Raw genomic sequence first — 26699 nt, 5'->3', positions numbered from 1 at the left:
GGACTCCCCCTCACCTCGGCACCTTGAGTGCCAGACTGAAGGTGCCGAGGTGAGGGGGAGTCCATCCCATTGCTTCGGGTCGGAAGCTGCCTCTCGCCAGCGGTAGCAATCGGCCAATAGCGGACGGTCTAGTGTGGCCTCAATGGGCGTACTTCCCGCCCGCTGAATTCAGCCCATGGCCTCAATCCCCACGAAATAGCTACCATCACGCCGAATGCCTTTATAGTGGCGAAATGCATGCGCAGGGAAACAACTAGATTCCACTGCACGCGTTTGACCTACAGTCGAGCAGCCTGCAATCCGCCAGCTAGTTTTTTTATTGAGCTGGCTCGCTGAGAGCGTTGCAGCAAGCACGTACCGAAACTAATCAAGAAGGCTCAGCTTGGCTAATGGCTGACCCTAAGCGCCAGGGAGGCTCAGATGAGCGACGATGTAGTTGAGAGTGGAAGTAGTGACCAGCCCAGCCATGAGGTAGCTACCCCAATCTCCGAGCCTTTGATTGTGGAAGACACTTCGCCAATCGAACCGGCGCCAGTCAAAACGGTGAAGATCCAAACCACCGTCGTCGCCAAGCTCAACCTCGCCGACTATCAGAATGCTGTTCCACTTATCCGTGAACTACGCGTCATCAACGAAACCACAACGAGGTACAGCGATCTAGAGCTTACGCTGTCCTCCGATCCAGCAGTTTTCAAGCCAAAAACCTGGCATATCTCTGAGCTCGCGGCGAAGGCTTTTCGGCAAATTCCAGGACTCGACCTAGCCGTCGATGGAGGCATGCTCGCCAAACTGACCGAGGCCGAGCACTCGACGCTCAACTTCGTCCTGACCTGCAGAGCCGACTCTCCTGCAGAGCCCCGCACAGTCATTGCTCAGACTGAACTCCGGCTGGAGGTATTACCACGGAATCAGTGGGGGGGACTGGCCCATCTTCCGGAATTAACGGCCGCGTTCGTGCAGCCCAACGATCTGGCCGTGGAAGCCCTGCTTAAGAAGGCGGCCGAACTGCTGCGTAAGAACGGCAAGAGCGCCGCTCTCGATGGTTATACCAGCGGCTCAGAGCATGCCTGGGAAATCGTTTCCGCAGTCTGGAGTACGGTAGTGTCCATGGGGCTGGACTATGCGCTACCGCCGGCCAGTTTCGAAAGAGACGGGCAGAAAGTGCGAAGCCCCAGCCACCTGGCTGAGCACGGTCTTGCGACCTGCTTCGACACCACCATGCTGTTTTGTGCCCTACTTGAGCAAGCAGGCCTTAATCCTCTGATCATCTTTACGCATGGCCACGCGTTTGCCGGCGTATGGCTGAAGAACGAAGAGTTCACGACAACTGTCGTCGACGATATCACCGCGCTGCGCAAGCGCATGAAGCTCAACGAACTCGTGCTGTTCGAAACCACCCTCGTAACCCAGCGCCCTTCGGTGGGGTTGCGTTACGCCATCGAACGTGGGGCAGATCACCTTGCCGAAGGTAAAGAGAGTTCGTTCGAAATGGCGTTGGACATTCGTCGAGCACGATTGCAGCGAATCAAGCCAATGGCCAGCGGCGATGCGCAGGTTCATGGCAGTGGTGCCGCTCAAGAAGAAACCACCCCAGTGGTTGCCCCCGAGATCGAAGCGCCCATGGCCTTACCGAGCGATGTCGCGGACACCGTGGATGTCGCCGGCCTCGACCCTCGGGATCGTCTCGGTCGCTGGCAGCGCAAGCTGCTCGACCTGTCTCTACGAAACAACCTGCTCAATTTCAAAGCCGGGAAAAAAGCGCTGAAGCTGGAGGCACCTAGCCCAGGTGCGCTGGAAGATTTGTTAGCCACCGGCAAGCAAATCAAACTGATGATACGACCGGATCTGATGGATGGCGCGGATCCGCGCGACAAGGAGCTTTACGAAGCCCGTGAGCACGAAAACGTTCGGAGGCAACACGCCCTGGATGCGCTTAAGCGCAATGAGGTATTCATCGCCCTGTCACAAGCAGAACTCGACAGCCGCTTGATCGAGCTGTACCGGGGAGCCAGGACCAACCTTCAGGAAGGAGGTGCCAACACCCTGTTCCTCGCTCTTGGATTCCTTTCATGGACACGGGAGGATCGGGACAACCAACGCTATCGTGCACCGCTGATCCTGATTCCGGTGACGCTGGAGCGGAAAAGTGCGCGCTCGGGCTTTACGATCATCCTGCATGACGACGAACCACGCTTTAACCCGACCCTGATCGAAATGCTGCGCCAGGACTACGATCTGAACCTTGGCGTTGCCGAGGGCGAGTTGCCGCGAGACGAATCGGGCCTGGACATCGATGCGATCTGGCGCAATGTCGCGCATGCAGTCAAGGACATCAAAGGCTGGGAAGTGAGTGAGGACGTTGTTCTCTCAATGTTTTCCTTCGCCAAATATCTGATGTGGAAGGATCTCACCGAGCGCACCGATGCTCTGCGGGACAACCCAGTGGTGCGTCATCTGCTGGATACGCCCCGCGACGCGTATGTCTCAGCCACCAATACCCCCTTCCCTGCCAGCAACAGGCTCGACGCAGAGTACAGTCCGAAGCAGGTTTTCTGCCCCCTGCCCTATGACTCTTCACAGCTGTCGGCGGTGCTGGCTGCGTCACAGCAGAAGGACTTCGTCCTGATCGGGCCGCCGGGGACCGGCAAAAGCCAAACCATCGTGAACATGATCGCCCAGTTCATCGCCGAAGATAAGCGCGTGCTTTTCGTCTCGGAGAAGATCGCAGCGCTCAATGTGGTGTACCGCCGCCTACGCGAAGTGGGGCTAGGCGAGTTCTGCCTGGAGGTCCACTCCAATAAGGCGAGCAAGACGGATGTGCTGTCGCAACTCAATTCCGCGTGGCAGGCCCGCGGCAACGCGGACACTGAGACCTGGAAAGTCGAGGCCGAACGCCTTGAGTCGCTGCGCACGGGCCTAAACATCTACGTCGATCGATTGCACCATCGCTACCCAAATGGGCTGAGCATCTACGACGCAATCGGCGCCACCATCGCCGGCCAAGACCTGCCCGTCATTTCGCTGTCATGGCCCACACCGCTGATGCACGACCGAGAGGCGTTGCATCGCCTGCTGGAAATCACTGATCGGCTGGAAGTAAATGCGCAATCAATTGGGTACCACAAGCTGACCGAACACCCCCTTGGCGCTATTAGCCAGCACGATTGGTCACCAACTTGGCAGCAGCAGGTAATCCTAGCCGCGCGCGAGGTTATCCCGACGATCAATTCGACTGCAAAGGACGCAGCAAACTTCATTGGGGCAGCCAACATCCCCAACGCAGAGCTCACTCTTACTGTGCGCGACGGCCTCTCCGCTCTCGCCACCACCCTGCCCCAGGCAGCCGGACAGGATTGGCGATTTGCCCTTAGGCCAGATGCCCGCCTAGTTGCACAGCGCCTACAACAAGGCTGTGATCTGGTAACCCTGCATCGCGAGATCAACGGCAAGCTCCCAGCGCCCTGGTCGCAAACCACGATTACTGCATGCAAGGATGGCTTGGAGCTTCTTGAACAGCACACCCGGCTGACGCAGTCGTTGCCGGAGCCACTCCCCGTTCCGACCATGGTCGTGCTGTCACAGGCACTCAAGCTGTTTGACGAAATCGCAGCATTGCATCAGTGCCTATCGGTTACCTATGGCACTGGCATTGAAGATCTGGATGTCGCCGCGTTACTTGACGAATGGAACCAGGCCGACCAATCGTTCTGGCCTAAATCCTGGTTGGGTAAGCGGCGGATCAAGCAGCAACTGAGTCAGGTCATCGACGGTAACTCCGAAGCCAACATCCCCGCCGACCTCCAGAACTTGATCTCAATACGGACTGGGCGTCAGCAGATAGAAGGCCTGCGGCTCGGTTCCGAAACCGCCGAGTTCTGGCGGGGAGCGAACTCAGATCCGGCTGTAATCCACCAGGTGAAAACGCTTCAAGTCGCCATTCAAGCAGCCAAGGAGAACCGTGGCTGGGAGGATGTAGGCTTTGAACTGATCAGTCAGGGTGCGGCCGGCCCTGCGCTGAAGGGCACACTTGATGCGATGCGTGAACAACGTGTGCTTGAGCGGAAAATTACTGCCCACGGCGAGTCTCTGAAGTTAGCCGACGCAGGCCTATGGCAGGGTCTCAAAACGAGTAAAACCAATCTCGCTGCCGCGATTGCATTCCAGAAAGAACGTCGTGCGATAGTCGAAGAAGGGTGCCTGGAACAGGACCATGACCTGATCGCCAGCGGCAAGTGTGGGCCGGCACTTCAGGCACAGCACAACTTGCTCGAACAGCGGGCAAACAGCGAACGGAGTCTGAAGGAATACGCTGAGCTGCGTGACCTCACATCCGGCACCTGGACCGGTTTGCACACCAAGACAGACGTGGCCTTGGCCGCAGTGAATTTCCAAGGGCACATCGCAACCGCCATTTCCCAGCTGGCACGTACCCCCGATGAAATCACCCCCCTGAAGTCGGCGTTGACGCAGCTACTGGGTGATGGCAACGCCCTCCTCGAACCGCAAGGGCTGGTTAACCAGTATGGTCGGCAGTACCTGGATTCCTCGGCAAAGCTCAATAGCAGCCTGGAGCGACTGGCCTCGGCTGGGAAATTCAGTATCGAAGGCGCAGAACGTATTGGCAGCCATTCCCTAGACGCGCTACGTCAGCAGTGTGAAGGTATCGTCCAGGCCGAGCACAGCCTGCATGCTTGGAGCGCATGGTGCAAAGTCCGCGACGAAGCATCCGGGCTGGGGCTCCGACCGCTCATACAAGCCCTTGAAGATGGACTCCTTGCTCAAGGCACGATCAAGAAAGTGTTCCAAGCCAACTATGCTCGCTGGTGGTTGAATGCGACGGTCGACCAAGAGCCGACTATTCGCAACTTCGTCAGCGTTGAGCATGAACAACGCATCCGAGATTTCCGCGCGCTCGACGAGCAACTTACCGCGCTCACCCGAGACTTGCTGCGAGCTCGCCTGTGTGCAGGACTGCCGACTTCCGACAGCGTCACTCAAGCCTCGGAATGGGGCGTACTGCGCCACGAAATTTCGAAGAAAACTCGGCACAAGCCACTTCGTGAACTGATGTCGACGATTCCATCCGCCCTGGCAAAACTCACGCCGTGCATGCTGATGAGCCCACTATCCATTGCACAATACCTTTCGACGACATCGACTGTGTTCGACGTGGTCATTTTCGACGAGTCCTCACAAATTCCGGTGTGGGATGCCATCGGCGCCATCGCACGGGGACGCCAGGTGATCATGGTTGGCGACCCGAAGCAGATGCCACCAACCTCTTTCTTCGATCGCGCTGAAACGACGAATGAAGACGATGATATAGAACCGGATCTGGAGAGCATCCTGGACGAGTGCCTGAGTGCAAACCTGCCAACGCTCGATCTAAATTGGCACTACCGCAGCCGGCACGAAAGCCTGATCGCTTTCTCCAACCATCGGTACTACAAAGGCAATCTGGTCACCTTCCCGGCACCGGTCACTTCAGATCGAGCGGTAAGCCTGAGCATCGTTCAAGGCGTCTATGACAGGGGCGGCTCACGCACCAACCTGGGCGAAGCAAAAGCCCTAGTGGCACATCTCGTGGCACGCCTGCGCACCCGCGAGGTTAAAGAAAACAAGCTAACCTTCGGCGTCGTTACCTTCAACGGCGAGCAGCAGCGCCTCATTGAAGACCTGCTTGATGCCGAGCGGCGCAAGGACTCCTCACTCGAGAGCTACTTTGCCGATACGCAATTGGAACCGGTTTTCATCAAGAATCTGGAAAGCGTGCAGGGCGATGAGCGAGACATCATCTACTTCTCCATCACCTATGGCCGAGATGCCGCAGGCCATATGGCCATGAGCTTCGGGCCGATGAACCGTCCAGGTGGTGAACGCCGCTTGAACGTTGCGGTTACCCGCGCTCGCCATGAGCTACTCGTGTTCTCCACCATCAGCCCGGACCTCATCGATCTGGCCCGTACCCAGTCCATCGGCGTGCGAGACATGAAGCACTTTCTCGAATTCGCCGAGCGCGGTCCGCGCGCAATCATCGAGGCGACCGCTGATAGTCTTGGGAGCTTCGACAGCCCCTTCGAGGAACAAGTCGCCAAAGCGTTGGGCCGCAAGGGCTGGCATGTTGCGACGCAGATTGGCGTCTCTGCGTTCCGGATTGACCTCGCCGTGGTTCATCCGGACGCCCCAGGCCGCTACCTCGCGGGCGTTGAATGTGACGGTGCCACCTATCATCGCAGCGCCACGGCCCGAGACCGCGACAAGCTCCGCGAGCAGGTGCTACGTGGTCTCGGCTGGGAGATATTGCGTGTCTGGTCGACCGACTGGTGGATCAACCCCATCGGAACCGCCGAAAAACTCCATGAGCGCCTGGAAGCTTTGCTGACTGAAAGCCGTGCCCGCCACGCCAGTGCGCAAGCCGATTTGGCACACCACTCTGACGTGATGGAAGAGGAAGTAGAGGTCACCAGCGAAGACGCCCCACCGATAGAGGAGATTGCCCTGCCTGCTGGCAGCGTGGCCGACGCCCCTCCGGTCAGCAACCAATATGCGAGGGCATTTACCCCCACTTCTGGTGCCATACGTGAACAGCAGTCGGCAGTGTACCGTAAGGTCGATCCGCTTGCCGCCGTTGCGTCCGTCGACCCGGATGCATTCTTCGAGGAGCATTACAACGACGTCCTGACCGCCATGATCGCTCACGTCGTGGTCCATGAGGGCCCAGTGCTTGACGTTATCCTGGCTCAGCGGATTGCACGGGCGCATGGCTGGGTACGCACGGGCAATCGAATTCGGGAACGCGTCAGCCGGCTAGCGGAGAAGTCGCACCGCAAAACGGTAGAAGATGTCGGCGACTTCTATTGGCCATCCCATCTCGAAGATGACAGCGCAGTATCGTTCCGAAAGGCTGCCGATAGTGACAGCCTACGCGCCGTGGATGAGATCAGTCAGAAGGAGCTTGAAGCTCTGGCGCGAGAAGCCCTGGCGCGCGGGGAACTGGTCGATAACCTGCTCTATGCCATGGCACGTGCTATAGGGCTGCAGAAAGTCTCTGCACAGAGCAAGCAGCGACTCGAACAGGTCATTGCGAACGTGAATCAGGCTGCCGCTCTGTAAAGATTGAGACGGCGGAGGTTTCTCCGTCGCCTCACTTGCTGGTTGGTGCCTCAGGTCTCTGGCTGGCTGCTTTTGGCCGGAAGCTGCCCATCGTCACCGGCTGCAATCGGCCAGAAGCGGGCGTTCGCGGGAGATGGCCAGTCCTGAGATCCAGGAGCCCGGCGAGAAACATGGCTAGAAGCGCCAAACTGTCTATCCCTTCAGCGATAGACAGTTTCAAACGCCAATCACGTTTGCCAAGGACGAACGGCGCCAGGCCAGCGCCCCAGGCTACGGTGGCCAGCAGCACATACTTCAGGTCGGCCCCATAGAGCATGAACAGCAGTACGAAACAGATCCGGAATCTGCTGCGAAACCGTGATGCTTCGCCAATACCTCAGCGAGTCACATCCGGCTGCGCAGGAACTCCAAGACAATCTCCTGGCCATCGAGAATGTCTTGCGTGACAGCATGCATTGCGGCCACTGGGTTCCTAGCGGCCAATGCCTCCACGACCCCTCCGTGATGGTCGATCGTCATGGGTTTTGATCGCTCATAAAGGACGGCAATCAGCGGCCCAGTCCGCATCCATAGGCTGGAAAGAAACGAGCGCAGCAGCGGCATCTCAGCGATGTCCGCCAGCATGAAGTGGAAGCTCCGGTTCAGCCTCAGCGTCTCGATCATGTCGTCTCGAGCAATCGCAGCCAGGTTGGCTTCGATGTTCTGACGCAACCCTTCGATCTGCTCCTCTGTCGCGAGTTTCGCGGCCGCCCGTGCCGCAATGCTTTCCAGCCCTATGCGAATGGACTGGGTTTCCTCGAACTGCGCGGCGCTCAGAACCGGAACGCGCATATCTCTCGCGCTCTGCATCACCAGAGCCTGCTCATTGACCAGTTGAAGCAACGCCTCCCGCACCGGCGTGATGCTGGTGCCGAGTTGAGCCGAGAGTTCTCGGATGCGCAGCCTGTCGCCCGGTTTCAGCTGCCCGCTCATCAGGGTTTCCTGCAGCATTTGATAGACGCTGGAGCCAAGCGACGTATGACCGACTTCGGCAAATGAGTACTGCATTAGGCACCTACGTGCTGTGAATGGGGCCAGAAAGGGCGACAACTATATCAGCCGGCAGCGGGTAAGAGATGAACGCTGTTTGTTGTATGTTGCAACATACAACAAACAATGTTCTGATGTGCCCTCCCCCACACAACAAGAGGCACTACTGCGATGTACAAGCCCCTGGTACTGATAGCCTTGTCCACTCTATCGGCCCCTCTGCTGGCCGATCCGCTGACCGTCATCTCCTTTGGCGGCCTGAACAAAACCGCGCAGGAGGAGGCTTTCTATGCTCCTTTCCAGAAGCATTTCTCGCAGGAGATCCGCGCCGGCGAATACAACGGCGAAATGGCCAAAATCAAGGTCATGGCGGATACGGGAAAGGTCAGTTGGGACGTCGTGGAGGTTGAGTCAGCCGAGCTGGAGCGTGGCTGTGAGGAAGGGCTGTTCGAGCCGCTGGATCACTCCCTTCTGGGCGACCCCGCACAGTACGTAGACGGCTCTCTGAGCAACTGCGGTGTGGGGATTTTCATCTGGTCGACCGCTATCGCATACAACGGCAAGAGCTTGAAAGACGCACCCGGTAGCTGGGCCGATTTCTGGGATACCCAGCGTTTTCCCGGCAAGCGTGCTCTTCGCAAGAGCGCGAAGTTCACGCTGGAAATCGCCTTGCTGGCCGATGGCGTTCCGGCAGATCAACTCAGCAATCGACTGCGTACCGAGGCCGGTATCAATCAGGCGTTCCACAAGCTCGATCAGATCAAGCCTTACATCCAATGGTGGGAGTCCGGCGCACAGCCGATGCAATGGCTGGCGGCCGGCGACGTGGTAATGACTTCGGTCTACACGGCCCGAGCCATGGGCGCGCGCCAGGATGGATATGACTTTCCAGTGGTATGGAAGGACAGCCTCTACGACATGGACAGCTGGGCTGTAGTCAAAGGCTCAAGGAACGCGGAGCTGGCGAAGAAGTTCATCGCATTCGCATCGCAACCCACACCGCAGCAGCGCTTCGCCGAAATCATGCACAACGGCCCGGTCAACAGGGCAGCACTCAGCCAGATGAGCGCGAGCATGCTGCCAGACCTGCCAACCGCCGAGGTCAACCTGGCCAAGGCGCATCGCATGGACACCCAGTTCTGGCTCGACAATGGCGAGGAGCTGGAGCAGCGCTTCAACGCCTGGGCTGCCCGATAGTTACATAAGAGCACTAAGCATCATGGAAAAAGCGACATTCACCCGTATTGATCAAATGACTCGGGAAGACTGGGAGCTCATCGAGACCCAGGAGCGTGAGCAGTCCAAGTCCCTGCCGGATCGCCTATTGGCGGAGCTGCATCGATTGGACGAGGGAGAGCAGCCTTATGCCGTCAGTCGACTGAAGCACTGCTTGCAGACCGCTACACGCGCACTGCGTGACGGCGCCAGCGAAGAGATGATTGTGGCTGCGCTGATTCATGACATTGGTGATCCAATGGCTCTCTACAACCATGCTGAATTTGCCGCAGCGCTGATAAAGCCGTATGTCTCCGAGAAGGTCCATTGGATCATCTGCAACCATGACGTATTCCAGGGGCACTACTACTGGGATGTCATCGGGCTGGACAAGAATGCCAGGGAGAAGTATCGGGATCATCCTTGGTTCGAGGAATGTGAGGCGTTCTGCTTCAAGTGGGACTGCCCCTCGTTCGACCCAGAATACGACACCCTCCCTCTTTCGCACTTCGAACCTATGTTGCGGCGCATATTCTCCGCGCCTCCCTATTCGCACCGCAAACAGGAGTACACCGTCGCTCTGTAGCAATGACTCGACTCTTCCAGAAGCTCCGAAGCAGTTCCCGCGAAACTGACGAAGCCGCCCTCCAGGGCGGCTTCTTGGGTTCGTCGGCCACAACAGGCCAAAATCTGAAGCTCCTGAATGACCACAATGGGTCGATAGCATCCGGTGACCAAGGGTTATCCTGGATAAACACATCTCGGCCGGAGGTCTGCTTCCGCTCCGAAACAGCCCTCCGCCACGCGGTTAGATGTCCGTGATGCGCGCGTTTCCCACCCAGTTCCTTTCGAGCCCTGCGGCGGCGACATCTGTACCGAGAACTCTCCTCCTCGTTTGCTTCGGCTTGATAGTCGCCGGTTTAGCGCAAGGACGACAGCCGCTATTCAGACAAGTCGGTCGCCAGGCTATACCTTGGACACTTCGACACTCGAGTGTGCATCCTGCCGAGCCAATCTCGGTTGACTACGAAGCTGTTTGGTCATGGCCTTGGCGGATAACAGCAAGGCCGGTATCGAGAGCAGACACACCAGTGCCGGCACCAAGGCGACCATCAGCAATATGCAATTTAGAGCGTTCTCGGTCTGCTCCAGTAGTTCAGCTCCCGCACCTTGCTGAAATCCAGACAGTTGCAGTACCAGACCACTAAACCCGGTACCAATGGCCAAGCCGATCTTCTCGCCCCAAATCCATAGACCGGTGAAAGCCCCCTCCTCGGCAATTCCGGTATCCCTCCGCTGCTGGGCGATGATGTCGGGAACAATCGCAAAGCAGAACAACTGCTGACCAGCATTTGCAACGCCGAACAAAGCAATAGCGATCCACAAACCAACAGAGCCGTACATGATCAGCCATAGAGAGGCCGTGGCTGCCGCATAGAGCACAGTCGCTAGTACGAAGGCCCGGTGCTTGCCAATGCGCCTCGACAACAATGTCCACCACCAGGTAGTGGCGACAGTCAGCAGGGCCATGCCAGCAAAAATGCTGGGGATGGTGCCTTCCTTGTTACCCAGCCAGTACTTATCGTAAAACGGCAGGAGGGCCGTACTGATACTCACCGAGATCATCTGCACCATGAAGCCCAGCCACAGCCAGGTGAAGGCCTTATTGCGGAATGGCGCCAACATGTTTTTCGATGGCTGTGCCAATGGCGGATGTACGGGAATACCGCCCGTGCCAGCTACCGCCCCAGCCATGCCAGCAAAGGCGATCAGGCCCACCAGGATTCCCATCTGCGCATAGCCCTGCTCACCTCCTCCATTGGCCCCCACCAGCCAGGGGGCCAGGCTTCCGGCGAGGACGAAGCCGATGGCGAGGAAACCACTGCGCCAAGCAGCAACTCGGGTTGTAGCATGCGGATCTTCAGTGGCCTCAGCGAGCAAGGTCGCGTAGGGAACAGTGAACAGCGAATAGGCCGTAGACGTGAGTGTGTAGAACGCTATCACCCAAGCCAGCGAATAGCGCCAATCCGCGAAACTCGGTGGAGCGAACATCAGGGCAAAGGCAATAAGAAAGGCCAGGCTTCCAATGGCCATCAGGGGGCGACGGCGTCCCCAGCGGCTGTTCAGGCGGTCGGACCAGCGGCCGATCAGCGGATCGCTGACGAGCTCCCATATCTTCGGGATCAGCAGTCCGCCACCGGCCATGCCAGCGGGGATGCCCAGGGTCTCGGTCATGAAGAACAGCAGCAGCACCTGGGGCGTCAGGATGAAGATGGCGGGGCCGAAGCTGCCAAGGCCGTAGGCAGGCGCAAAGTACCACGATGGCAAGTGCAGGGAGCGGGACATGTCGTTTCCTTTTGGGTCAGAGCAGCAGGCCTAGCGCCTTGGCACGAGCCACCGCCATCGTCCGGTTGCTGACCTTCAGCTTCGCGTTAATGTGCTTGGCGTGGGTTTTCACGGTATGCAGAGAAAGCGAGAGGATTGTGGCTATCTCGCTATTGGCGTAACCCTTGGCGATCAGCCCGAGTACTGCCAGCTCCCGCGGGCTCAACAGTTCCACCTGGGTAGCCGGCGGAGTGTTCACGGTCTGAGGAGCCTGCAGCCCAAGCTCGGTTTTTTCCGCTTGGAGGCCTGTGAGCAGGTTGTGCTGGCCTTGGCGGAGCGCCATTGCAGCCGCCGAGGCGAGGAATCGTTCCGCCTGGGACATATCGCCCCTCAGCCGGCGAACTTCACCCAGCGCGTACAAGGCCTGGCAGACGATGACCTCGAAGGCATTGCCCTTTGCCCAATCCAGCACCGCGTCAAGCAGTTGACCGGCCTCGCCGAGCGCCCCCCGGGAGCACAGTGCTTCAGCCTGTAGAAAGCCCATCAGGGCATGTAGTTCGGGGAAGGAACTAGGTGGAGACAAGGCCAGCTCGCCCTCGTACTGCTCGCGCAGACGAGACAGCAGCTGGTTGGCCGAGCCGTGGTGCTGGCTCCTTAGCCAGACCCTGGCCGTACTGACGCTCAGGACGCTTCGATAGAGTATCTCGGCGACATTCCAGGAATGCATCAACCTCTGCGCATCCGTCAGACGCTGCTGTGCGGAGACGAAGTCGCCACTGTTTGCGTCGAGCTGCGCAAGCAATGCATGGGCGTAGAAGGCGACCGGGCTGCGGATCTCTTGAGTGAAAAGCAGCCCCTCCTCCAGGGTATGGCGAGCCTGCGGCTCCTGGCCAGTCAGTATCAGTAGCCAGCCTCGGCGGATCAGCTCTCCTCCCTGCAACAGTGCGGAGCCTGGCCCCTGGGCCAAAAGTTGAGCGAGCTGGTCGAGTACCCGCAGGGCCTGGGGTAGGTTGCCGGCCAGTTCCTCGATCTGGGCCTGGTCCAGCATCAGCAGGCACTCGAAGAGTGCCTCGCCCTTGCGCCGGGCCAGCTCCAGACCTTGATGCTGTAGACGCTTCGCCGTTTCTATGTCGCCCACGGCCAGGCTGGCTCGGGTCAGGCAAGAAAAGCACAAGATCATCTGTGCCCAGAGTCCGCTTTGCGCCAGGCCGTCAAGAGCCTGGAAGCCGAGTTCCCGCGCCCTCTGCGCCTGGCCCTGATGGAGAGCCAGTTCAGCGTCCAGGGCTAGCCGCAGGTCGCTACGCTCGTCTTCGTCAATGAGCCGTATAGTGCTTTCGGCCTGCTCCAGCCGCCCACCAAGCAGCAGGGCTCTGGCGACGATCTCCAGAGCCTGCGGATGCTGTTCGATCCAGGTGGAGCCAAGTTGATCGATGCCCTCCAGGAGGCAGTTCAGGTTCTGTCCGGCGTACAGGTCTCTCGCCGAGATCTGTCCAACGGAGACCAGTGCGCGAGCGGTGTCCTGGATGGCCAAGGCATAACGAAACGCTTCGACGTGCAGTCCTGCCAGTTGCAGCCAGTTGCAGGCGGCTAGCAGGGGTTCACGCTGATCCGGGTAGCGCTCCAGGAGGAGCCGTTTGAGCGGGTTAAATAGCGTGAAGCGATCCTGGGTTCCGGGCAGGCGGCGCAGGAAGGCCTGCTGTCCCAACAACTTGCGCAGGGCCAGGGGATCGTTGGCAAGAAACGCACAGAGGGGGGCATCGACGAAGGGGGCATGGGCAATGCTCGGCATGAGCGAGAACATTTCCGCCGGCAAGCACTCAAGCACTTCATTGTCGAGATACTCCTGCACCAGCGGGTTACGGTGCAGTTGGCCGTTGGCCCTTCGGCCGGATGATTGCAAGGACAGCAGGTGCAGACGTGTGCCTGCAATCCAGCCATCGCTCTGCCGATGCAGATCCGCCCCGGAGACTCCCCGGCCCACCGCCAGTTGGCAGAGCAAAAGCTCCATCTCGCTTGCGGTCATCGCCAGCTCTTCTCCTTCCAGCAGCAGAAGGTCGCCGGCCAGCAGCCACTTGCCGATTCTCCAGGAGGGACGATGGCGGCTACAAATCAACCACTGGAGAGTGGCGGGACAATGTACGAACAGGTTTTCAAGCCATTGGTCGGTGGCTTTGCTCGGGCAGTAGCCATCCAGCACGATGAGGCCTTGCTGCTGACACTTCAACGCGTCCTCGACTGTCTCGATGGAATCACTGTGTAGATTGAGCAACTCAGCGACCCGGGCGCCGAGCTGCTCAACGCTGCTTTCCGCACCTTGCAGTTCGATCCAGAGCAATGGATTGAAAGCGGAACGTTCGGCGAACTGACGAGCCAGTTCACTTTTGCCGAACCCGGCCGGAGCCAGCAGCAGGCGGATGCGCCGCCCGCTGGCAAGCTTTTCCAGCAAACGGGGACGCACGATCAGGCCGGTTTCCTTCGGTACTTCATCAGCCTTGGTCATGTCCCCTCCTCTCGCCAGTATCAATGGGCGAATGTCACGCTCAGACCACAATCCCGCCCTTCGGCAAAACCATCCAGCAAGGCGAAGAATGCATCTGCATCCACCGCCTGCTCCGGGGCAAATACCCCAGCACCCTTGATAGCCCCCTGCCGCAGCAATGGCAGGAACAGCGCATGGGGAATCCCGGTGACAGCGTTCATGCCACCACCAGGCACGCGTTTCAAGCGAGCTCCTGCGCGAGCCGGACGACCATCCTTGAGACCAGCTGCGAAGGCCAGTATGCCTGGAGCATCGGGGGCTTCGTTTTCCTGCAGGCGCTGCCGACGTTTTTCTCGACCACCGTCGCTCGTCAGCAAGGCGGCGGCCTGCTCCAGACTCAGCGCGCCGGCACGAACCTGATCGGCCAACTGGCGCAAGTCGTCGATGATCCCGTCGACGCCGAGCATGCCATTCAGGCAATTGCGCAGACTGGGATAGTGGCGAGGCAGCGTCACCGCTTCGGGATGGCCGATGGACCAGATGTCCAGTTCGCCATGGCCAGGGAAATCAATGCGGCAGTGCTCCAGAGGCAGGCGCTCTTCGACCGCGCCATCGCGTACCAACGGGATCTTCTCCGTCAGGCAGTGGACCAGATGGACAGCGGCGGCATCTGTATTCGACTCGCCCTCGTCGAAGAACCCGTCGTCTTCGTTATGGGCGTTGGAAAGCCGCCACGCCGAATAGAGCTCGTGCACCTCGTCCAATTGTTCTGCCGCCTTGACCGCCAGCAAGTTGGCGATACCGGGACTGGCACCGAGACCGATGACTGCGGTGACGCCCTTGCTCTGGGCCTCCTCATGGAGGCCGATCATGTCCAAGGTCGGTTCCCAGTCGTCACAGATGTCGCAATAGTGCTTGCCTTCGGCAATGGCGGCACGGAGCACCGGCAAGCCGAAGCGGAAGAAGGGACCCGATGAGTTGAGCACTACGTCGCACTGACGGATGGCCTGGCGCAGACTCTCCTCGTCGGTGATATCCAGCGAGATCGCACTGATGCGCGGGTCGTCAAGCGAACGGGCGAAGCGTGCTGCCCTCTCGTGGTCGATCCCGGCCAATACGATTTTCTCTACGAATTGAAACCCCAGAGCGGTACGGGCGGTGGTCCTTCCCATGCCGCCACCACCACCGATTGACAAGACTTTCATTGACTTCTCCTGCCTGTTTGCGATTGATTTTTCTGCTGGGCCGGGGCCCTTAGCCCCAGCTCCGGGGTGCCTCAGCGCACGCCGCTCTTACGCAACGCCGAGGGCGTGAAATCGCTCATCTGGGCCTTGAAGCCATATTCGAAACTGCGCATTTCCTCGTTCTTCATGCCGAGTGCGAGGTAACGTCCAGCCTGCAAGTCGTACAACGCTTCAAGGGTGTAGCCCATGGTCTGGTGGTCGAAATACTGCTGGGCATGCCCCTCGCCGACTCGCCAAAGTTGGCCACGTCCGTCGTAATGGTCGGCCAGGGCGATCTGCCAGCTATCCTCATCGACATAGAACACACGCTTGGCGTAGATGTTGCGCTGCCCCTCCTTGAGGGTGGCCTCGACGACCCAAACCCGGTGCAGCTCATAACGAGTCAGGTCTTGATTGATATGACCCGCCTTGATGATCTGGTCGTACTTGAGCTTGGGTGAGTCCAGCTCGTAGCTGTTGTAGGGGATATACACCTCGCGCTTGCCCAGCAATTTCCAGTCGTAGCGGTCCATTGCTCCACCGAACATGTCGAAGTTGTCGGTGGTGCGTAGCCCATCAGCGGCAGTGCCCGGCCCGTCGTAGGCAACCTGGGGGGCACGCCGCACGCGTCGTTGGCCGGCGTTGTAGACCCAGGCCAAACGCGGCTCCTTCACCTGGTCGAGGGTCTCGTACACCAGCAGTACGTTCCCGGCCATGCGCGCCGGCGCGGTGACCCTCTGCTTGAACAGTTGCAACAGATTGCGCGCGCGCTCCGGCTCGAGGCCCTCCACCTGGGCTGGCTCGACGATTTCTTCTTCGAAATGCACGGGGGTGAAATCCCCGTTCACCTGGGGCGTGACCTGGGTGATCCAGCGCCGGAAGTTGCCGCCGTGATACCGGGCCTCATGGTTCCAGATCACCTCGGCACCGGTTTTAGGGATCGGGAAGGGGTAGTAACTGGTAGTGAAGTTCTCGATGCTCAGGCCATCCGCCCCCAGCCTGACAACCTTGGCATTGGTTGCCGCAGCCTCGTACAGGCGCTCGGGCAAGGCCATCGTGCGATGGGTCGGGTAGACAGGCAGCCGATAGGTTTCCGGATAGCGGCGCAGCATTGCCATCTGCCCCTCGCTCAGATGCGCCCTGTACTGCTCGGCATTCTGCGCAGTGATCACGAATAGTGGCTTTTCACCTGCGAAAGGGTTGGACAGGAAGCCCTTGCTGTCGACACTCGCCGCATTGGTCGGCAACCCACCAGTCCAGGCTGGGATAGTGCCCTCCTTGTTGCCAGCCTTTTCAGCACCCAGGGGCGTAAGGCCGTTGAAGTCGGCGGCCGTCAGGTTCGAGAAGCCAATGGCCAGAGCGCAGGCCGAAAACCACAAATGCACTTTCATCGCGTTTATCCTTGAATTAGAAACTTGCGCTGAAGCTGGCGGCGACATAGTCGCGGTCGGTGGTCGGGTTGTAGCTGCCACCGAAGAAGTCGGTATAGGAAAGCGAGGCGTTGTAGCGGTTGCGGTAGCTGGCATTGAGCGCCAGGTACACCGACTTGGCCCCCTCGTTGAAGTTGGGACCATAGCCGTCCACATCATGGGACCAGGCGATTTCAGGGGTGAGGTTTATACCGGCCAGGACGTTGCTGTATTCGAGACTTCCATCCAGGCGATAGCCCCAGGAACTACGGGTGTAGAAACCATGGCCATTGCACTCACGCGGGTTATCGGTGTTCAGCAGGTTCTCGCACAGGCCCGGTACGCCGACTTCACCGTAGCCATAGATGGAATCACGCCCGAAACGCAGCTCACCCGGTCCGCTCTTGAGGCCGTTGATCCGGTTGTAGGCCACCTCGCCCAGGAGGGTCAGGCGATCGGCACCAGCAACCTGATCGATGAAGTGGATCGCCGCCAGTTGAACCTGGCTAACCGGCATGCGCTTGTAGCCTGCCATGTAGGCGCCGGGGTGCAGCGGACCGTTCTGGATGACCTCGGGGCTGACAGGTTGCCCCACGCCACCCCAGGCGGGCGGCAGACCGGTGACGGAGTCCAGCCCCAGAGCAGCGAAAGTCAGGTCGGTGCTGTTGAGCTGCAACGGCATGTTCGGGCGATAGCTGAACTCGCCGGAAACCGATGTGCTGCCCAGCGTGGTCTGGAAGCTCAGGCCATATAGGCGCATGTCCTCGGGGTATTCGATGAGGTAGCCAGCCTTTGGGGAGTTGCCGACCAGATTGGGATCGAAGCGAGGATCGCTGGGATCCAGCACCGAGCTGTTGACCATGCTGTACACCGGCATCCGGCTGTGCAGATTCATGGCATAGAGGCCAACTTCGGTATCGTTCAGTTGGGGAACGAACCAGCGCAGGGCCAACCCATACTGCCCACCATCCCGGGCATCCCGGTCCTTCAGGCGAGGCACCACCTGGTTGCCCGAATTGTTCGGGTTGTAGTCACTGCCGGAAATCACGTTGCGGTCGTTGCAGCCATCAGCGACCACGTCAGTGCCTGAAAAGAAGGTGCCGCAGTTGTCGACGACCGTCTTGTCCCACTGGAGTTGATAGAAGGCCTCCATGGACAGGTTGCTGGCCAAATCCTGGCCGATATAGAACATGTTGACCGGAATGAGGCCCTCCTTGATTTCCGCTCCAGGGCGGCGGAAGGCAGCGACATCAATGGGGTTGATCTGATTGACGCCCCGGATGAACAGGTTCTCCCCCCAACTGACTACCTGTTTGCCCAGGCGCACAGTGCCCGGCAGGTCGCTGATCTGGTAACCGGTGTAAACGAAAGCATCAAGAAACTCCGCGCCAGATGCCTTGGCGCTGCGGTCACGGCCACTGTCGTCGATGTCATAGAGTCGCTGGTGGCCGTCCTTCAGCTCGAAGTCGTACCAGTACTTGCCGCGCAGGAATACACCGGAATCGCCATACTTGAGCTCGAGGTCGTGAACTCCCTTGAAAATGTTGGAGATCACATCGCCCTTCTTGAAGTTGAGCCGCCCATCGTCAGACGACAGGGTCGATGCAGTGCCGCCGTTACCAACGCCGACGAAGTCCCGGTCCGGATCGCGCACGGCCCAACTGGTGCCGATGGAGAGGGTACTGTCGAAACTCCCCTGGATCTCCCCGATATTGAAAGTCAGAGCCTGGGCCTGTGAAGCCAGGGTCAGGGATACCAGCGGCAGCAATATAGGTTGCCGCCCTCTCGCTTTTATTATTTTTGATTTCATAGCGCCTCCGATGAAGGGGATGTCCCTTCGGAGGCCGCAGATTCGCAGTCATGGCATGGCTCGGAGAATGACTCTTAGAGGGTATTCATCACTACCTCCGCCTCAATTGCGTGGGTCTTGGACAGTGCTTTTAGTAGCGGCGCCCCCATTTCTGACGGAATAGACGGAGATTTGGAATGGGATAGCGCACGATCTGGCCATATCGGGCGATAAGAAGATGGACCGATCCGCTTGAGCCAGCCCATCAGACCGTGGAGAAAGGCGACTAGCTATCGTCGGCTTGGCAATCGACAGCAAGCATTGAACCGGTGACCAGATCGCCAAGAGTAACCTTCCCCCGCCTGGGGCCGGTCGTGATGCTAAGGGCGGAAAGTAAATAGCACCCGCATTTGCAGAGGTTAGACGCACTCTCCTGGGCGGTTGCTGTCAGCAGCGACTAGCGCATTGATAGTGGCCGTCGATTGCCCGTTCTCGATCGGGCAGCGGTCACCTATCCTTAGTCAAAAGAGGTCCGGTGATTATCTGTATTTTCCGGTGGGGCAAAAAGTGGGGAAAATTTCCAAGCACCACAAAAGCATCAGGCATAAAAAAATCCAGTCACCGCTAAGTGACTGGATTTTCTAGGGATTTTTGGTCGGGACGGAGTGATTCGAACACTCGACCCCTTGCACCCCATGCAAGTGCGCTACCAGGCTGCGCTACGCCCCGACGTTGCTTTTGAGTTCCCTCAGAAGCGGATCGCACTATACCCCAAGCATTTGCTTTGGAGAAGTGCTTTTTTCATTTTTTTCAGTTACTTGCGCAGCACATGCAGCACATCTTCCAATTCGGCGATCATCTGCCGGATCAGTTGCTTGTACTGGGTGGCGTCCTCGCGTGCTTCGTCGCCGGTAAGACGCTGACGAGCCCCGCCGATGGTGAAGCCCTGGTCGTAGAGCAGCGCGCGGATCTGGCGGATCATGAGTACATCCTGACGCTGGTAGTAGCGCCGGTTGCCTCGTCGCTTGACCGGGTTGAGTTGCGGGAACTCCTGTTCCCAGTACCGCAGCACGTGCGGCTTCACCGCGCAAAGATCGCTCACTTCACCGATGGTGAAGTAGCGCTTGCCCGGAATGGGGGGCAGCTCGTCGTTATGACTTGGTTCCAGCATAAGCTTCAACCCTAGCCTTCAGTTTCTGCCCTGGACGAAAGGTGACGACACGCCGGGCTGTAATCGGGATTTCCTCTCCCGTCTTCGGGTTGCGTCCGGGACGCTGGCGCTTGTCGCGCAGATCGAAGTTGCCGAAACCCGACAACTTCACCTGTTCGTTATGCTCCAGCGCCTGGCGGATCTCTTCGAAGAAGAGCTCCACCAGTTCCTTGGCTTCCCGCTTATTCAGGCCCAGCTCTTCGTACAGACGTTCAGCAATTTCAGCTTTCGTCAGAGCCCCCATACGCTACTTCCTTAACGTGGCGTTGAACCTTTGTTCCAGCGAGGCGACGATATTCTGCGTAGTCGCGTTCACCTCGTCGTCATTAAGAGTGCGTGATGGATGCTGCCAGGTCAAGCCAACCGCCAAGCTTTTTCTAAGCGGATCAATGCCTTTACCGTGGTAGACGTCAAACAGCCTGAGGTCCGTCAGCCATTCGCCCGCCGTTTCACGGATATTGGCCAGCACGAATTCTGCCGGAGTATCCAGATCAACGATCAGGGCCAGGTCACGGCGCACTTCGGGGAAGCGCGACAGTTCACTGAATTTCGGCAGGCGACCCTTGGCTACTTCGGCCAGTACCAGCTCGAAGACGTAGACCGGACGATCCAGGTCCAGCTCTTTGGCCAGCTCCGGGTGCAGGGCGCCCAGATAGCCGACCAGCACGCCGTCGCGCTCGATCTTGGCGGTCTGGCCCGGGTGCAGTGCCGGGTGTTCCGCCGGGGAGAAGGTGAAGGCTTCGATGGCGCCGGCGTTACCCAGCAGCGCTTCGACGTCGGCTTTCACGTCGAAGAAGTCGACGCTCTCGCGGCCGTTGGCCCAGCCCTCCGGCTGGCGAGCACCACAAACGACGCCGGCGAGCATGTTTTCCTGCACCAGCCCTTCCAGCTGACCGACAAAGCGCAGGCCGCTTTCGAACAGGCGCACGCGGGTCTGCTGGCGGTTGAGGTTGTGCTGCAGGGACTTGACCAGACCCGGCCAGAGCGAGGCGCGCATGACGGCCATGTCGGCGGAGATCGGGTTGGCCAGCATCAGCGGCTCGACGCCAGGGTGGAACAGCTGGAACAGCTTGGGATCGATGAAACTGTAGGTGATGGCTTCCTGGTAGTCGCGGGCGACCAGCAGGCGGCGCAGCGCCGGCAGTTCGGCCTGGGACTCGGACTTGGTGTTCGGCGCCAGGCGGGCCTGCGGGTACCGCACCGGCAGACGGTTGTAGCCGTATAGACGGCCCAGCTCTTCGATCAGGTCGACTTCGATGGAGACGTCGAAACGGTGGCTCGGCACACCCACGGTCCAGGCGTCGGCACCGGCTTTCTGGACGTCGAACTCCAGGGCAGTGAGCAGGCGCTCGATCTCGGCGTTTTCCAGCGTCATGCCCAGCATCTGGGTGACACGCTCGGCACGCAGTGTGACCGGCGCGACCTTGGGCAGGTCGGCTTCGTTGACTGCTTCCACGATCGGGCCAGCTTCGCCGCCGACGATCTGCAGCAGCAGTTCGGTGGCGCGCTCCATAGCGCGACGGGCCAGCTGCGAGTCCACGCCACGCTCGAAGCGGTGCGAGGCATCGGTGTGCAGACCATAAGAACGGGCCTTGCCAGCCACAGCGATGTTGTCGAAGAAGGCGCTTTCGAGGAACAGGTCGCGAGTCTTGGCGCTGACGCCGCTGTGCTCGCCGCCCATCACGCCAGCAATGGCCAGTGCGCGTTCGTGGTCGGCGATCACCAAGGTGTCGGCACGCAGGGTGACCTCCTGGCCGTCGAGCAGGACGAGCTTCTCGCCCTCCTCCGCCAGGCGCACGCGCACGCCGCCCTTGATCTCGTCGAGGTCAAAGGCGTGCATAGGCTGGCCCAGTTCGATCATCACGTAGTTGGTGATGTCGACGGCGGCATCGATGCTGCGGATGTCGGAACGGCGCAGGCGCTCGACCATCCACAGGGGAGTCGGCTTGCTCAGGTCGACGTTACGAACGACGCGGCCGAGGTAGCGCGGGCAGGCCTTGGGCGCCAGCAGCTCGACACTGCGCACTTCGTCGATGTGCGGAGCAACGGAATTGACTACTGCCGGCTTGACCTCGGCGCTGTACAACGCACCGACTTCACGAGCGAGGCCGGTCAGGGACAGGCAGTCGCCGCGGTTCGGGGTCAGGCCGATCTCGATGGAGGCGTCGTCCAGTTCGAGGTAGTCGCGGATATTGGCGCCTACCGGCGCATCCGCGGCGAGCTCCATCAGGCCCGCGTTCTCTTCGCTGATCTCCAGCTCTTTGGCCGAGCAGAGCATGCCGTTGGATTCGACGCCGCGCAGCTTGGCTTTCTTGATCTTGAACTCGCCCGGCAGTTCGGCGCCGATCATGGCGAAGGGGATCTTCAGACCCGGGCGAACGTTGGGCGCGCCGCAGACAACCTGGAAGGTCTCCGAACCGTTGCTGACCTGGCAGACGCGCAGCTTGTCGGCGTCCGGGTGCTGCTCGGTCGACAGCACTTCGCCCACGACCACGCCGCTGAACTGGCCGGCAACCGGGATCACGGCGTCGACCTCGAGGCCAGCCATGGACAGACGAGCCACCAGCTCGTCACGGGATACCTGCGGATTTACCCAGCTCCGCAGCCACTGTTCACTGAACTTCATCCTGCTCTCCTAAATGCGTTGACGGTCGTGCGGGCTAGCGGAACTGGCCGAGGAACCGCAGATCGTTGTCGAAGAACAGGCGCAAGTCGTTCACGCCATAGCGCAGCATGGCCAGGCGCTCGATACCCATGCCGAAGGCGAAGCCCTGGTATTTCTCGGGGTCGATGCCGGACATACGCAGCACGTCGGGGTGGACCATGCCGCAACCCATGACTTCCAGCCAGCCGGTCTGCTTGCAGACGCGGCAACCCTTGCCGCTGCAGAGCACGCACTGGATGTCGACTTCCGCCGAAGGTTCGGTGAAGGGGAAGAAGGACGGACGGAAGCGGACGGAGAATTCCTTCTCGAAGAAGGCGCGGAGGAATTCTTCGATGGTGCCCTTGAGGTCGGCGAAGCTGACGTCCTCATCGACCAGCAGGCCTTCGACCTGGTGGAACATGGGCGAGTGGGTCAGGTCGGAGTCGCAGCGGTACACGCGGCCCGGACAGACAATGCGAATCGGCGGCTTCTGGTTTTCCATGGTGCGGACCTGTACCGGCGAGGTATGGGTGCGCAGCAGCATGTTCGCATTGAAGTAGAAGGTGTCGTGCATGGCACGAGCCGGGTGGTGACCCGGAATGTTGAGCGCTTCGAAGTTGTGGTAGTCGTCTTCGACTTCCGGACCCTCGGCAACTTCATAGCCGATGCGGGTGAAGCACTGCTCGATGCGTTCCTTGGTGCGGGTGACCGGGTGCAGGCCGCCGGAGGACTGGCCACGGCCCGGCAGGGTCACGTCGATGCGCTCGGCTGCCAGCTTGGCGGCGAGGGCGGCGCCCTCCAGCTCGGCCTTGCGGGCGTTCAGCACATCCTGAACCTTTTCCTTGGCGACGTTGATCAGCGCGCCGACCTTGGGGCGCTCTTCGGCCGGCAGGTCGCCCAGGGTCTTCATGACCTGGGTCAGCTCGCCTTTCTTGCCGAGGTAGTGAACCCGGATCTGCTCCAGGGCGTTGACGTCTTCGGTGTTTCGCACGGCATCCAGGGCCTGCGAAACCAGCGCGTCCAGGTTTTCCATGTACCAACTCCAGATACAAAATAGGGGAAGAGCGGTAAGGCTCTTCCCCTATCGGTGACGTTACGTCCGGACCGAGATCCGGTAACTGTCGTGGGGCTTAAGCCAGGCTGGCCTTCGCTTTCTCGACAATTGCGGTAAACGCCGCTTTTTCGTTCACAGCCAGATCGGCCAGGACCTTACGGTCGATCTCGATGGCCGCCTTTTTCAGGCCAGCGATCAGACGGCTGTAGGACAGACCGTTCTGACGAGCACCAGCGTTGATACGGGCGATCCACAGGGCGCGGAACTGACGCTTGCGCTGACGACGGTCACGGTAGGCGTATTGGCCAGCCTTGATTACCGCCTGCTTGGCAACGCGGAACACGCGCGAACGCGCGCCGTAGTAGCCTTTTGCGAGCTTCAGAATCTTTTTGTGACGACGACGGGCAATCACGCCACGCTTAACACGAGCCATTTATTTATCCTCTACCAGAAATCAACGCAGACGCAGGGAGCGTGCTACACGGCGAACGTCGGAAGCAGCGAGCATCGAAGTGCCGCGCAGCTGACGCTTACGCTTGGTGGTCATTTTGGTCAGGATGTGGCTCTTGAAAGCGTGCTTGTGCTTGATGCCACCAGCAGTCACTTTGAAGCGCTTTTTGGCGCCACTCTTGGTTTTCATCTTTGGCATGTTTAGTACTCCGCATTCGTTAACAACTGATAACCATCAGGCCTGCCAGTGCCCGGGAGGTTATTTACGCTTCTTGGGAGCGATGACCATCATCAGCTGGCGTCCTTCCAGCTTAGGATGCTGTTCCACGGTGCCGATCTCGGCGAGGTCGTTTTCGACCCGCTTCAACAGCTCCATGCCCAGCTCCTGGTGGGCCATCTCACGACCACGGAATCGAAGCGATACCTTGGCCTTGTCCCCTTCATTAAGGAAACGTACCAGGTTGCGTAGTTTTACCTGGTAATCCCCTTCTTCCGTCCCTGGACGAAACTTGATTTCTTTGATCTGTTGCTGGTGCTGGTTCTTCTTCGCAGCAGCGGCTTGCTTCTTCTTCTCGAAGAGGTGCTTGCCGTAGTCCATGATGCGGCAGACAGGGGGCACCGCATCAGCAGAAATTTCCACCAGGTCCAGCTTGGCCTCGTCGGCTTGACGGAGGGCCTCGTCGAGGGAGACCACGCCAATCTGCTGACCGTCAGCACCAATCAGACGAACCTCACGGGCGGTGATGTTCTCGTTGATCGGCGGTTTCGGGAGAGCCCGCTTATCCTGTCTCATTTCACGCTTAATAATGATTACTCCGAGTCTTGGCGACCACGCCGGGAAACCGCCTGAGCGAGCAGCTCAGCGAACTGGGCGACCGGCATCGAGCCGAGGTCTGCCCCTTCGCGCGTACGTACGGCGACGGCCTGCGATTCAACTTCCCTATCACCGATGACCAACAGATAGGGAACCTTGAGCAAAGTATGCTCGCGGATTTTAAAGCCAATTTTCTCGTTTCTCAAGTCGGACTTGGCACGGAATCCGCTTTGCTCGAGCTGACGCACCACTTCTTCAGCCCATTCGCCCTGCTTGTCAGTGATATTCATCACCACAGCCTGAGTCGGTGCGAGCCAGGCCGGGAACAGGCCGGCGTAGTGCTCGATGAGCATGCCGATGAAGCGCTCGAAGGAGCCGAGGATCGCGCGGTGCAGCATGACCGGACGGGTACGGCTGTTATCTTCGGCGATATAGCTGGCATCCAGGCGTTCCGGCAGGTTCGGATCGTACTGCAGGGTGCCGCACTGCCAGTTACGACCGAGGCAGTCCTTCAGGGTGAACTCGATCTTCGGACCGTAGAAGGCACCCTCGCCCGGCTGGTATTCCCACTCCAGACCGGATTCGTTCAGGGCGTCGGCCAGCGCACTTTCGGCGCGATCCCACAGCTCTTCGGAACCGACACGCTTGGCCGGACGAGTGGACAGCTTCATGGAAACGTCGCTGAAACCGAAGTCCGAATAGACCTGCAGGGTCAGCTTGATGAAGTCGGCCGCCTCCTTCTTCACCTGTTCTTCGGTGCAGAAGATGTGGGCGTCGTCCTGGGTGAAGCCACGCACACGCATGATGCCGTGCAGCGCGCCGGACGGCTCGTTGCGGTGGCAGGCGCCGAATTCGGCGAGACGCAGCGGCAGGTCGCGGTAGGACTTCAGGCCCTGGTTGAAGATCTGCACGTGGCACGGGCAGTTCATCGGCTTGACCGCGAAGTCGCGGCTTTCCGACGCCGTGGTGAACATATTTTCGGCGTAGTTGGTCCAGTGGCCCGAACGCTCCCAGAGGATGCGATCGACGACCTGCGGGGTGCGCACTTCCACGTAGCCGTGGTCACGCTGCACCTTGCGCATGTACTGCTCGAGCACCTGATAGACGGTCCAGCCGTTCGGGTGCCAGAAGACCATGCCCGGCGCTTCTTCCTGGAGGTGGAAGAGGTCGAGCTGCTTGCCGATACGACGGTGGTCGCGCTTTTCGGCTTCTTCGATGCGCTGGATGTAGGCAGCCAGCTGCTTCTTGTCTGCCCAAGCGGTGCCGTAGACGCGCTGCAGCTGCTCGTTCTTCGAGTCGCCACGCCAGTAGGCGCCGGAAATCTTGGTCAGCTTGAAGGCTTTCAGGAAGCGAGTGTTCGGCACGTGCGGGCCGCGGCACATGTCCACGTACTCCTCGTGGAAGTACAGGCCCATGGCCTTCTCATCCGGCATGTCGTCGATGAGGCGCAGCTTGTACTCCTCACCACGAGCCTTGAAGGTCTCGATGACTTCGGCACGCGGGGTCATCTTCTTGATGACGTCGTAGTCCTTGTCGATCAGCTCGGCCATGCGCTTTTCGATGGCAGCCATGTCTTCAGGAGTGAAGGGGCGCTCGAAGGCGATGTCGTAATAGAAGCCTTCATCGATCACCGGACCGATGACCATCCGGGCGGTCGGATACAGCTGCTTGACCGCATGGCCCACCAGGTGAGCGCAGGAGTGGCGGATGATTTCCAGCCCGTCCTCGTCCTTCGGGGTAATGATCTGCAGGGTCGCGTCGCTGTCGATGATGTCGCAGGCATCGACCAGACGGCCGTTGACCTTGCCGGCCAGGGTGGCTTTCGCCAGGCCTGCGCCAATGGATTGCGCCACCTCGGTCACGCTGACCGGATGATCGAAGGAACGCTGACTACCGTCGGGAAGAGTAATGATGGGCATGGCGCCTCCTCTCCTAGTGGTGACCC

The 26699-nt window shown here is 59.6% G+C and carries 17 protein-coding genes and 1 tRNA gene; 3 read left to right on the top strand and 15 right to left on the bottom strand.

All coding sequences use genetic code 11. From position 1 onward, the window contains the following. Positions 1-420: 420 nt before the first annotated feature. Complete coding sequence (locus tag GA645_RS09865) at positions 421-7113, top strand: DUF3320 domain-containing protein (RefSeq protein ID WP_152222235.1); 6693 nt, start codon at positions 421-423, stop codon at positions 7111-7113. A 384-nt stretch (positions 7114-7497) separates the two neighbouring features. Here GA645_RS09865 and GA645_RS09860 read toward each other — a convergent pair whose 3' ends face one another. Then, the gene (locus GA645_RS09860) at positions 7498-8160 is read right to left on the bottom strand and encodes a GntR family transcriptional regulator (RefSeq protein WP_152222233.1); all 663 of its coding nucleotides are present in this window, start codon (positions 8158-8160) and stop codon (positions 7498-7500) included. A gap of 153 nt (positions 8161-8313) precedes the next feature. Here GA645_RS09860 and GA645_RS09855 point away from each other — a divergent pair, with 153 nt between their 5' ends. Both GA645_RS09855 and GA645_RS09850 read left to right on the top strand, forming a co-directional pair. Then, complete coding sequence (locus tag GA645_RS09855; RefSeq protein ID WP_152222231.1) at positions 8314-9339, top strand: ABC transporter substrate-binding protein; 1026 nt, start codon at positions 8314-8316, stop codon at positions 9337-9339. A gap of 22 nt (positions 9340-9361) precedes the next feature. Further along, a complete protein-coding gene (locus tag GA645_RS09850; RefSeq protein ID WP_152222229.1) occupies positions 9362-9943 on the top strand; it encodes an HD domain-containing protein in 582 nt (193 codons plus the stop codon). A 380-nt stretch (positions 9944-10323) separates the two neighbouring features. Here the strand turns inward: GA645_RS09850 and GA645_RS09845 are convergent, their stop codons facing one another. The 14 genes from GA645_RS09845 to thrS all read right to left on the bottom strand — a co-directional run bounded on the left by GA645_RS09845 (position 10324) and on the right by thrS (position 26673). Beyond that, positions 10324-11703 carry an MFS transporter gene (locus GA645_RS09845; protein ID WP_152222227.1) on the bottom strand — a complete coding sequence of 460 codons (1380 nt, stop codon included), beginning with the start codon at positions 11701-11703 and terminating at the stop codon, positions 10324-10326. 16 nt (positions 11704-11719) lie between these two features. Further along, a complete protein-coding gene (locus GA645_RS09840) occupies positions 11720-14182 on the bottom strand; it encodes a LuxR C-terminal-related transcriptional regulator (RefSeq protein ID WP_152222225.1) in 2463 nt (820 codons plus the stop codon). 20 nt (positions 14183-14202) lie between these two features. Then, on the bottom strand, positions 14203-15366 hold the full coding sequence (locus GA645_RS09835) for a saccharopine dehydrogenase family protein (protein WP_152222223.1): 1164 nt from the start codon (positions 15364-15366) through the stop codon (positions 14203-14205). Between the two features lie 71 nt (positions 15367-15437). Continuing rightward, positions 15438-16775: a DUF1329 domain-containing protein gene (locus GA645_RS09830; RefSeq protein ID WP_152222221.1), complete on the bottom strand. Its 1338-nt coding sequence runs from the start codon at positions 16773-16775 to the stop codon at positions 15438-15440. Positions 16776-16791: 16 nt separating this feature from the next. Beyond that, entirely contained in the window at positions 16792-18603 is a 1812-nt protein-coding gene (locus GA645_RS09825) for a DUF1302 domain-containing protein (protein WP_152222219.1), read from the bottom strand. 631 nt (positions 18604-19234) lie between these two features. Then, positions 19235-19311, bottom strand: a tRNA-Pro gene (locus tag GA645_RS09820). A gap of 85 nt (positions 19312-19396) precedes the next feature. Further along, positions 19397-19753, bottom strand: a complete 357-nt coding sequence (locus GA645_RS09815) for a MerR family transcriptional regulator (RefSeq protein ID WP_015476661.1) — start codon at positions 19751-19753, stop codon at positions 19397-19399. Next, on the bottom strand, positions 19734-20036 hold the full coding sequence (ihfA, locus tag GA645_RS09810; RefSeq protein ID WP_003090661.1) for an integration host factor subunit alpha: 303 nt from the start codon (positions 20034-20036) through the stop codon (positions 19734-19736). The genes GA645_RS09815 and ihfA overlap by 20 nt, the downstream gene beginning before the upstream one ends. A 3-nt stretch (positions 20037-20039) precedes the next feature. Continuing rightward, on the bottom strand, positions 20040-22418 hold the full coding sequence (pheT, locus tag GA645_RS09805) for a phenylalanine--tRNA ligase subunit beta (RefSeq protein WP_152222217.1): 2379 nt from the start codon (positions 22416-22418) through the stop codon (positions 20040-20042). A gap of 34 nt (positions 22419-22452) precedes the next feature. Further along, positions 22453-23469 (bottom strand): phenylalanine--tRNA ligase subunit alpha, encoded by a 1017-nt coding sequence (gene pheS / locus GA645_RS09800; protein ID WP_024763164.1) that lies wholly within the window; start codon positions 23467-23469, stop codon positions 22453-22455. Between the two features lie 97 nt (positions 23470-23566). Next, complete coding sequence (gene rplT / locus GA645_RS09795) at positions 23567-23923, bottom strand: 50S ribosomal protein L20 (RefSeq protein ID WP_003099086.1); 357 nt, start codon at positions 23921-23923, stop codon at positions 23567-23569. Positions 23924-23944: 21 nt separating this feature from the next. Continuing rightward, a complete protein-coding gene (rpmI, locus tag GA645_RS09790) occupies positions 23945-24139 on the bottom strand; it encodes a 50S ribosomal protein L35 (protein ID WP_017516491.1) in 195 nt (64 codons plus the stop codon). 60 nt (positions 24140-24199) lie between these two features. Further along, a complete protein-coding gene (gene infC / locus GA645_RS09785; protein ID WP_178119621.1) occupies positions 24200-24751 on the bottom strand; it encodes a translation initiation factor IF-3 in 552 nt (183 codons plus the stop codon). Further along, positions 24751-26673 carry a threonine--tRNA ligase gene (gene thrS / locus GA645_RS09780; RefSeq protein ID WP_152222213.1) on the bottom strand — a complete coding sequence of 641 codons (1923 nt, stop codon included), beginning with the start codon at positions 26671-26673 and terminating at the stop codon, positions 24751-24753. Before thrS ends, infC begins: the two co-directional genes overlap by 1 nt. Between the last annotated feature and the right edge of the window lie 26 nt (positions 26674-26699).

Origin of the sequence: Pseudomonas sp. SCB32, assembly GCF_009189165.1 — a bacterium.
GTDB lineage: Bacteria > Pseudomonadota > Gammaproteobacteria > Pseudomonadales > Pseudomonadaceae > Pseudomonas.
The sequence above is the reverse complement of the archived record's forward strand: the minus strand, read 5'-3'. Positions and strand labels throughout refer to the sequence as shown.

What these genes read in the sequence shown, in the direction of transcription:
- GA645_RS09865 (WP_152222235.1), top strand. Translation starts at nt 421, where the DNA reads ATGAGCGACGATGTAGTTGAGAGTGGAAGTAGTGACCAGCCCAGCCAT.
- GA645_RS09860 (WP_152222233.1), bottom strand. Translation starts at nt 8,160, where the DNA reads ATGCAGTACTCATTTGCCGAAGTCGGTCATACGTCGCTTGGCTCCAGC.
- GA645_RS09855 (WP_152222231.1), top strand. Translation starts at nt 8,314, where the DNA reads ATGTACAAGCCCCTGGTACTGATAGCCTTGTCCACTCTATCGGCCCCT.
- GA645_RS09850 (WP_152222229.1), top strand. Translation starts at nt 9,362, where the DNA reads ATGGAAAAAGCGACATTCACCCGTATTGATCAAATGACTCGGGAAGAC.
- GA645_RS09845 (WP_152222227.1), bottom strand. Translation starts at nt 11,703, where the DNA reads ATGTCCCGCTCCCTGCACTTGCCATCGTGGTACTTTGCGCCTGCCTAC.
- GA645_RS09840 (WP_152222225.1), bottom strand. Translation starts at nt 14,182, where the DNA reads ATGACCAAGGCTGATGAAGTACCGAAGGAAACCGGCCTGATCGTGCGT.
- GA645_RS09835 (WP_152222223.1), bottom strand. Translation starts at nt 15,366, where the DNA reads ATGAAAGTCTTGTCAATCGGTGGTGGTGGCGGCATGGGAAGGACCACC.
- GA645_RS09830 (WP_152222221.1), bottom strand. Translation starts at nt 16,775, where the DNA reads ATGAAAGTGCATTTGTGGTTTTCGGCCTGCGCTCTGGCCATTGGCTTC.
- GA645_RS09825 (WP_152222219.1), bottom strand. Translation starts at nt 18,603, where the DNA reads ATGAAATCAAAAATAATAAAAGCGAGAGGGCGGCAACCTATATTGCTG.
- GA645_RS09815 (WP_015476661.1), bottom strand. Translation starts at nt 19,753, where the DNA reads ATGCTGGAACCAAGTCATAACGACGAGCTGCCCCCCATTCCGGGCAAG.
- ihfA (WP_003090661.1), bottom strand. Translation starts at nt 20,036, where the DNA reads ATGGGGGCTCTGACGAAAGCTGAAATTGCTGAACGTCTGTACGAAGAG.
- pheT (WP_152222217.1), bottom strand. Translation starts at nt 22,418, where the DNA reads ATGAAGTTCAGTGAACAGTGGCTGCGGAGCTGGGTAAATCCGCAGGTA.
- pheS (WP_024763164.1), bottom strand. Translation starts at nt 23,469, where the DNA reads ATGGAAAACCTGGACGCGCTGGTTTCGCAGGCCCTGGATGCCGTGCGA.
- rplT (WP_003099086.1), bottom strand. Translation starts at nt 23,923, where the DNA reads ATGGCTCGTGTTAAGCGTGGCGTGATTGCCCGTCGTCGTCACAAAAAG.
- rpmI (WP_017516491.1), bottom strand. Translation starts at nt 24,139, where the DNA reads ATGCCAAAGATGAAAACCAAGAGTGGCGCCAAAAAGCGCTTCAAAGTG.
- thrS (WP_152222213.1), bottom strand. Translation starts at nt 26,673, where the DNA reads ATGCCCATCATTACTCTTCCCGACGGTAGTCAGCGTTCCTTCGATCAT.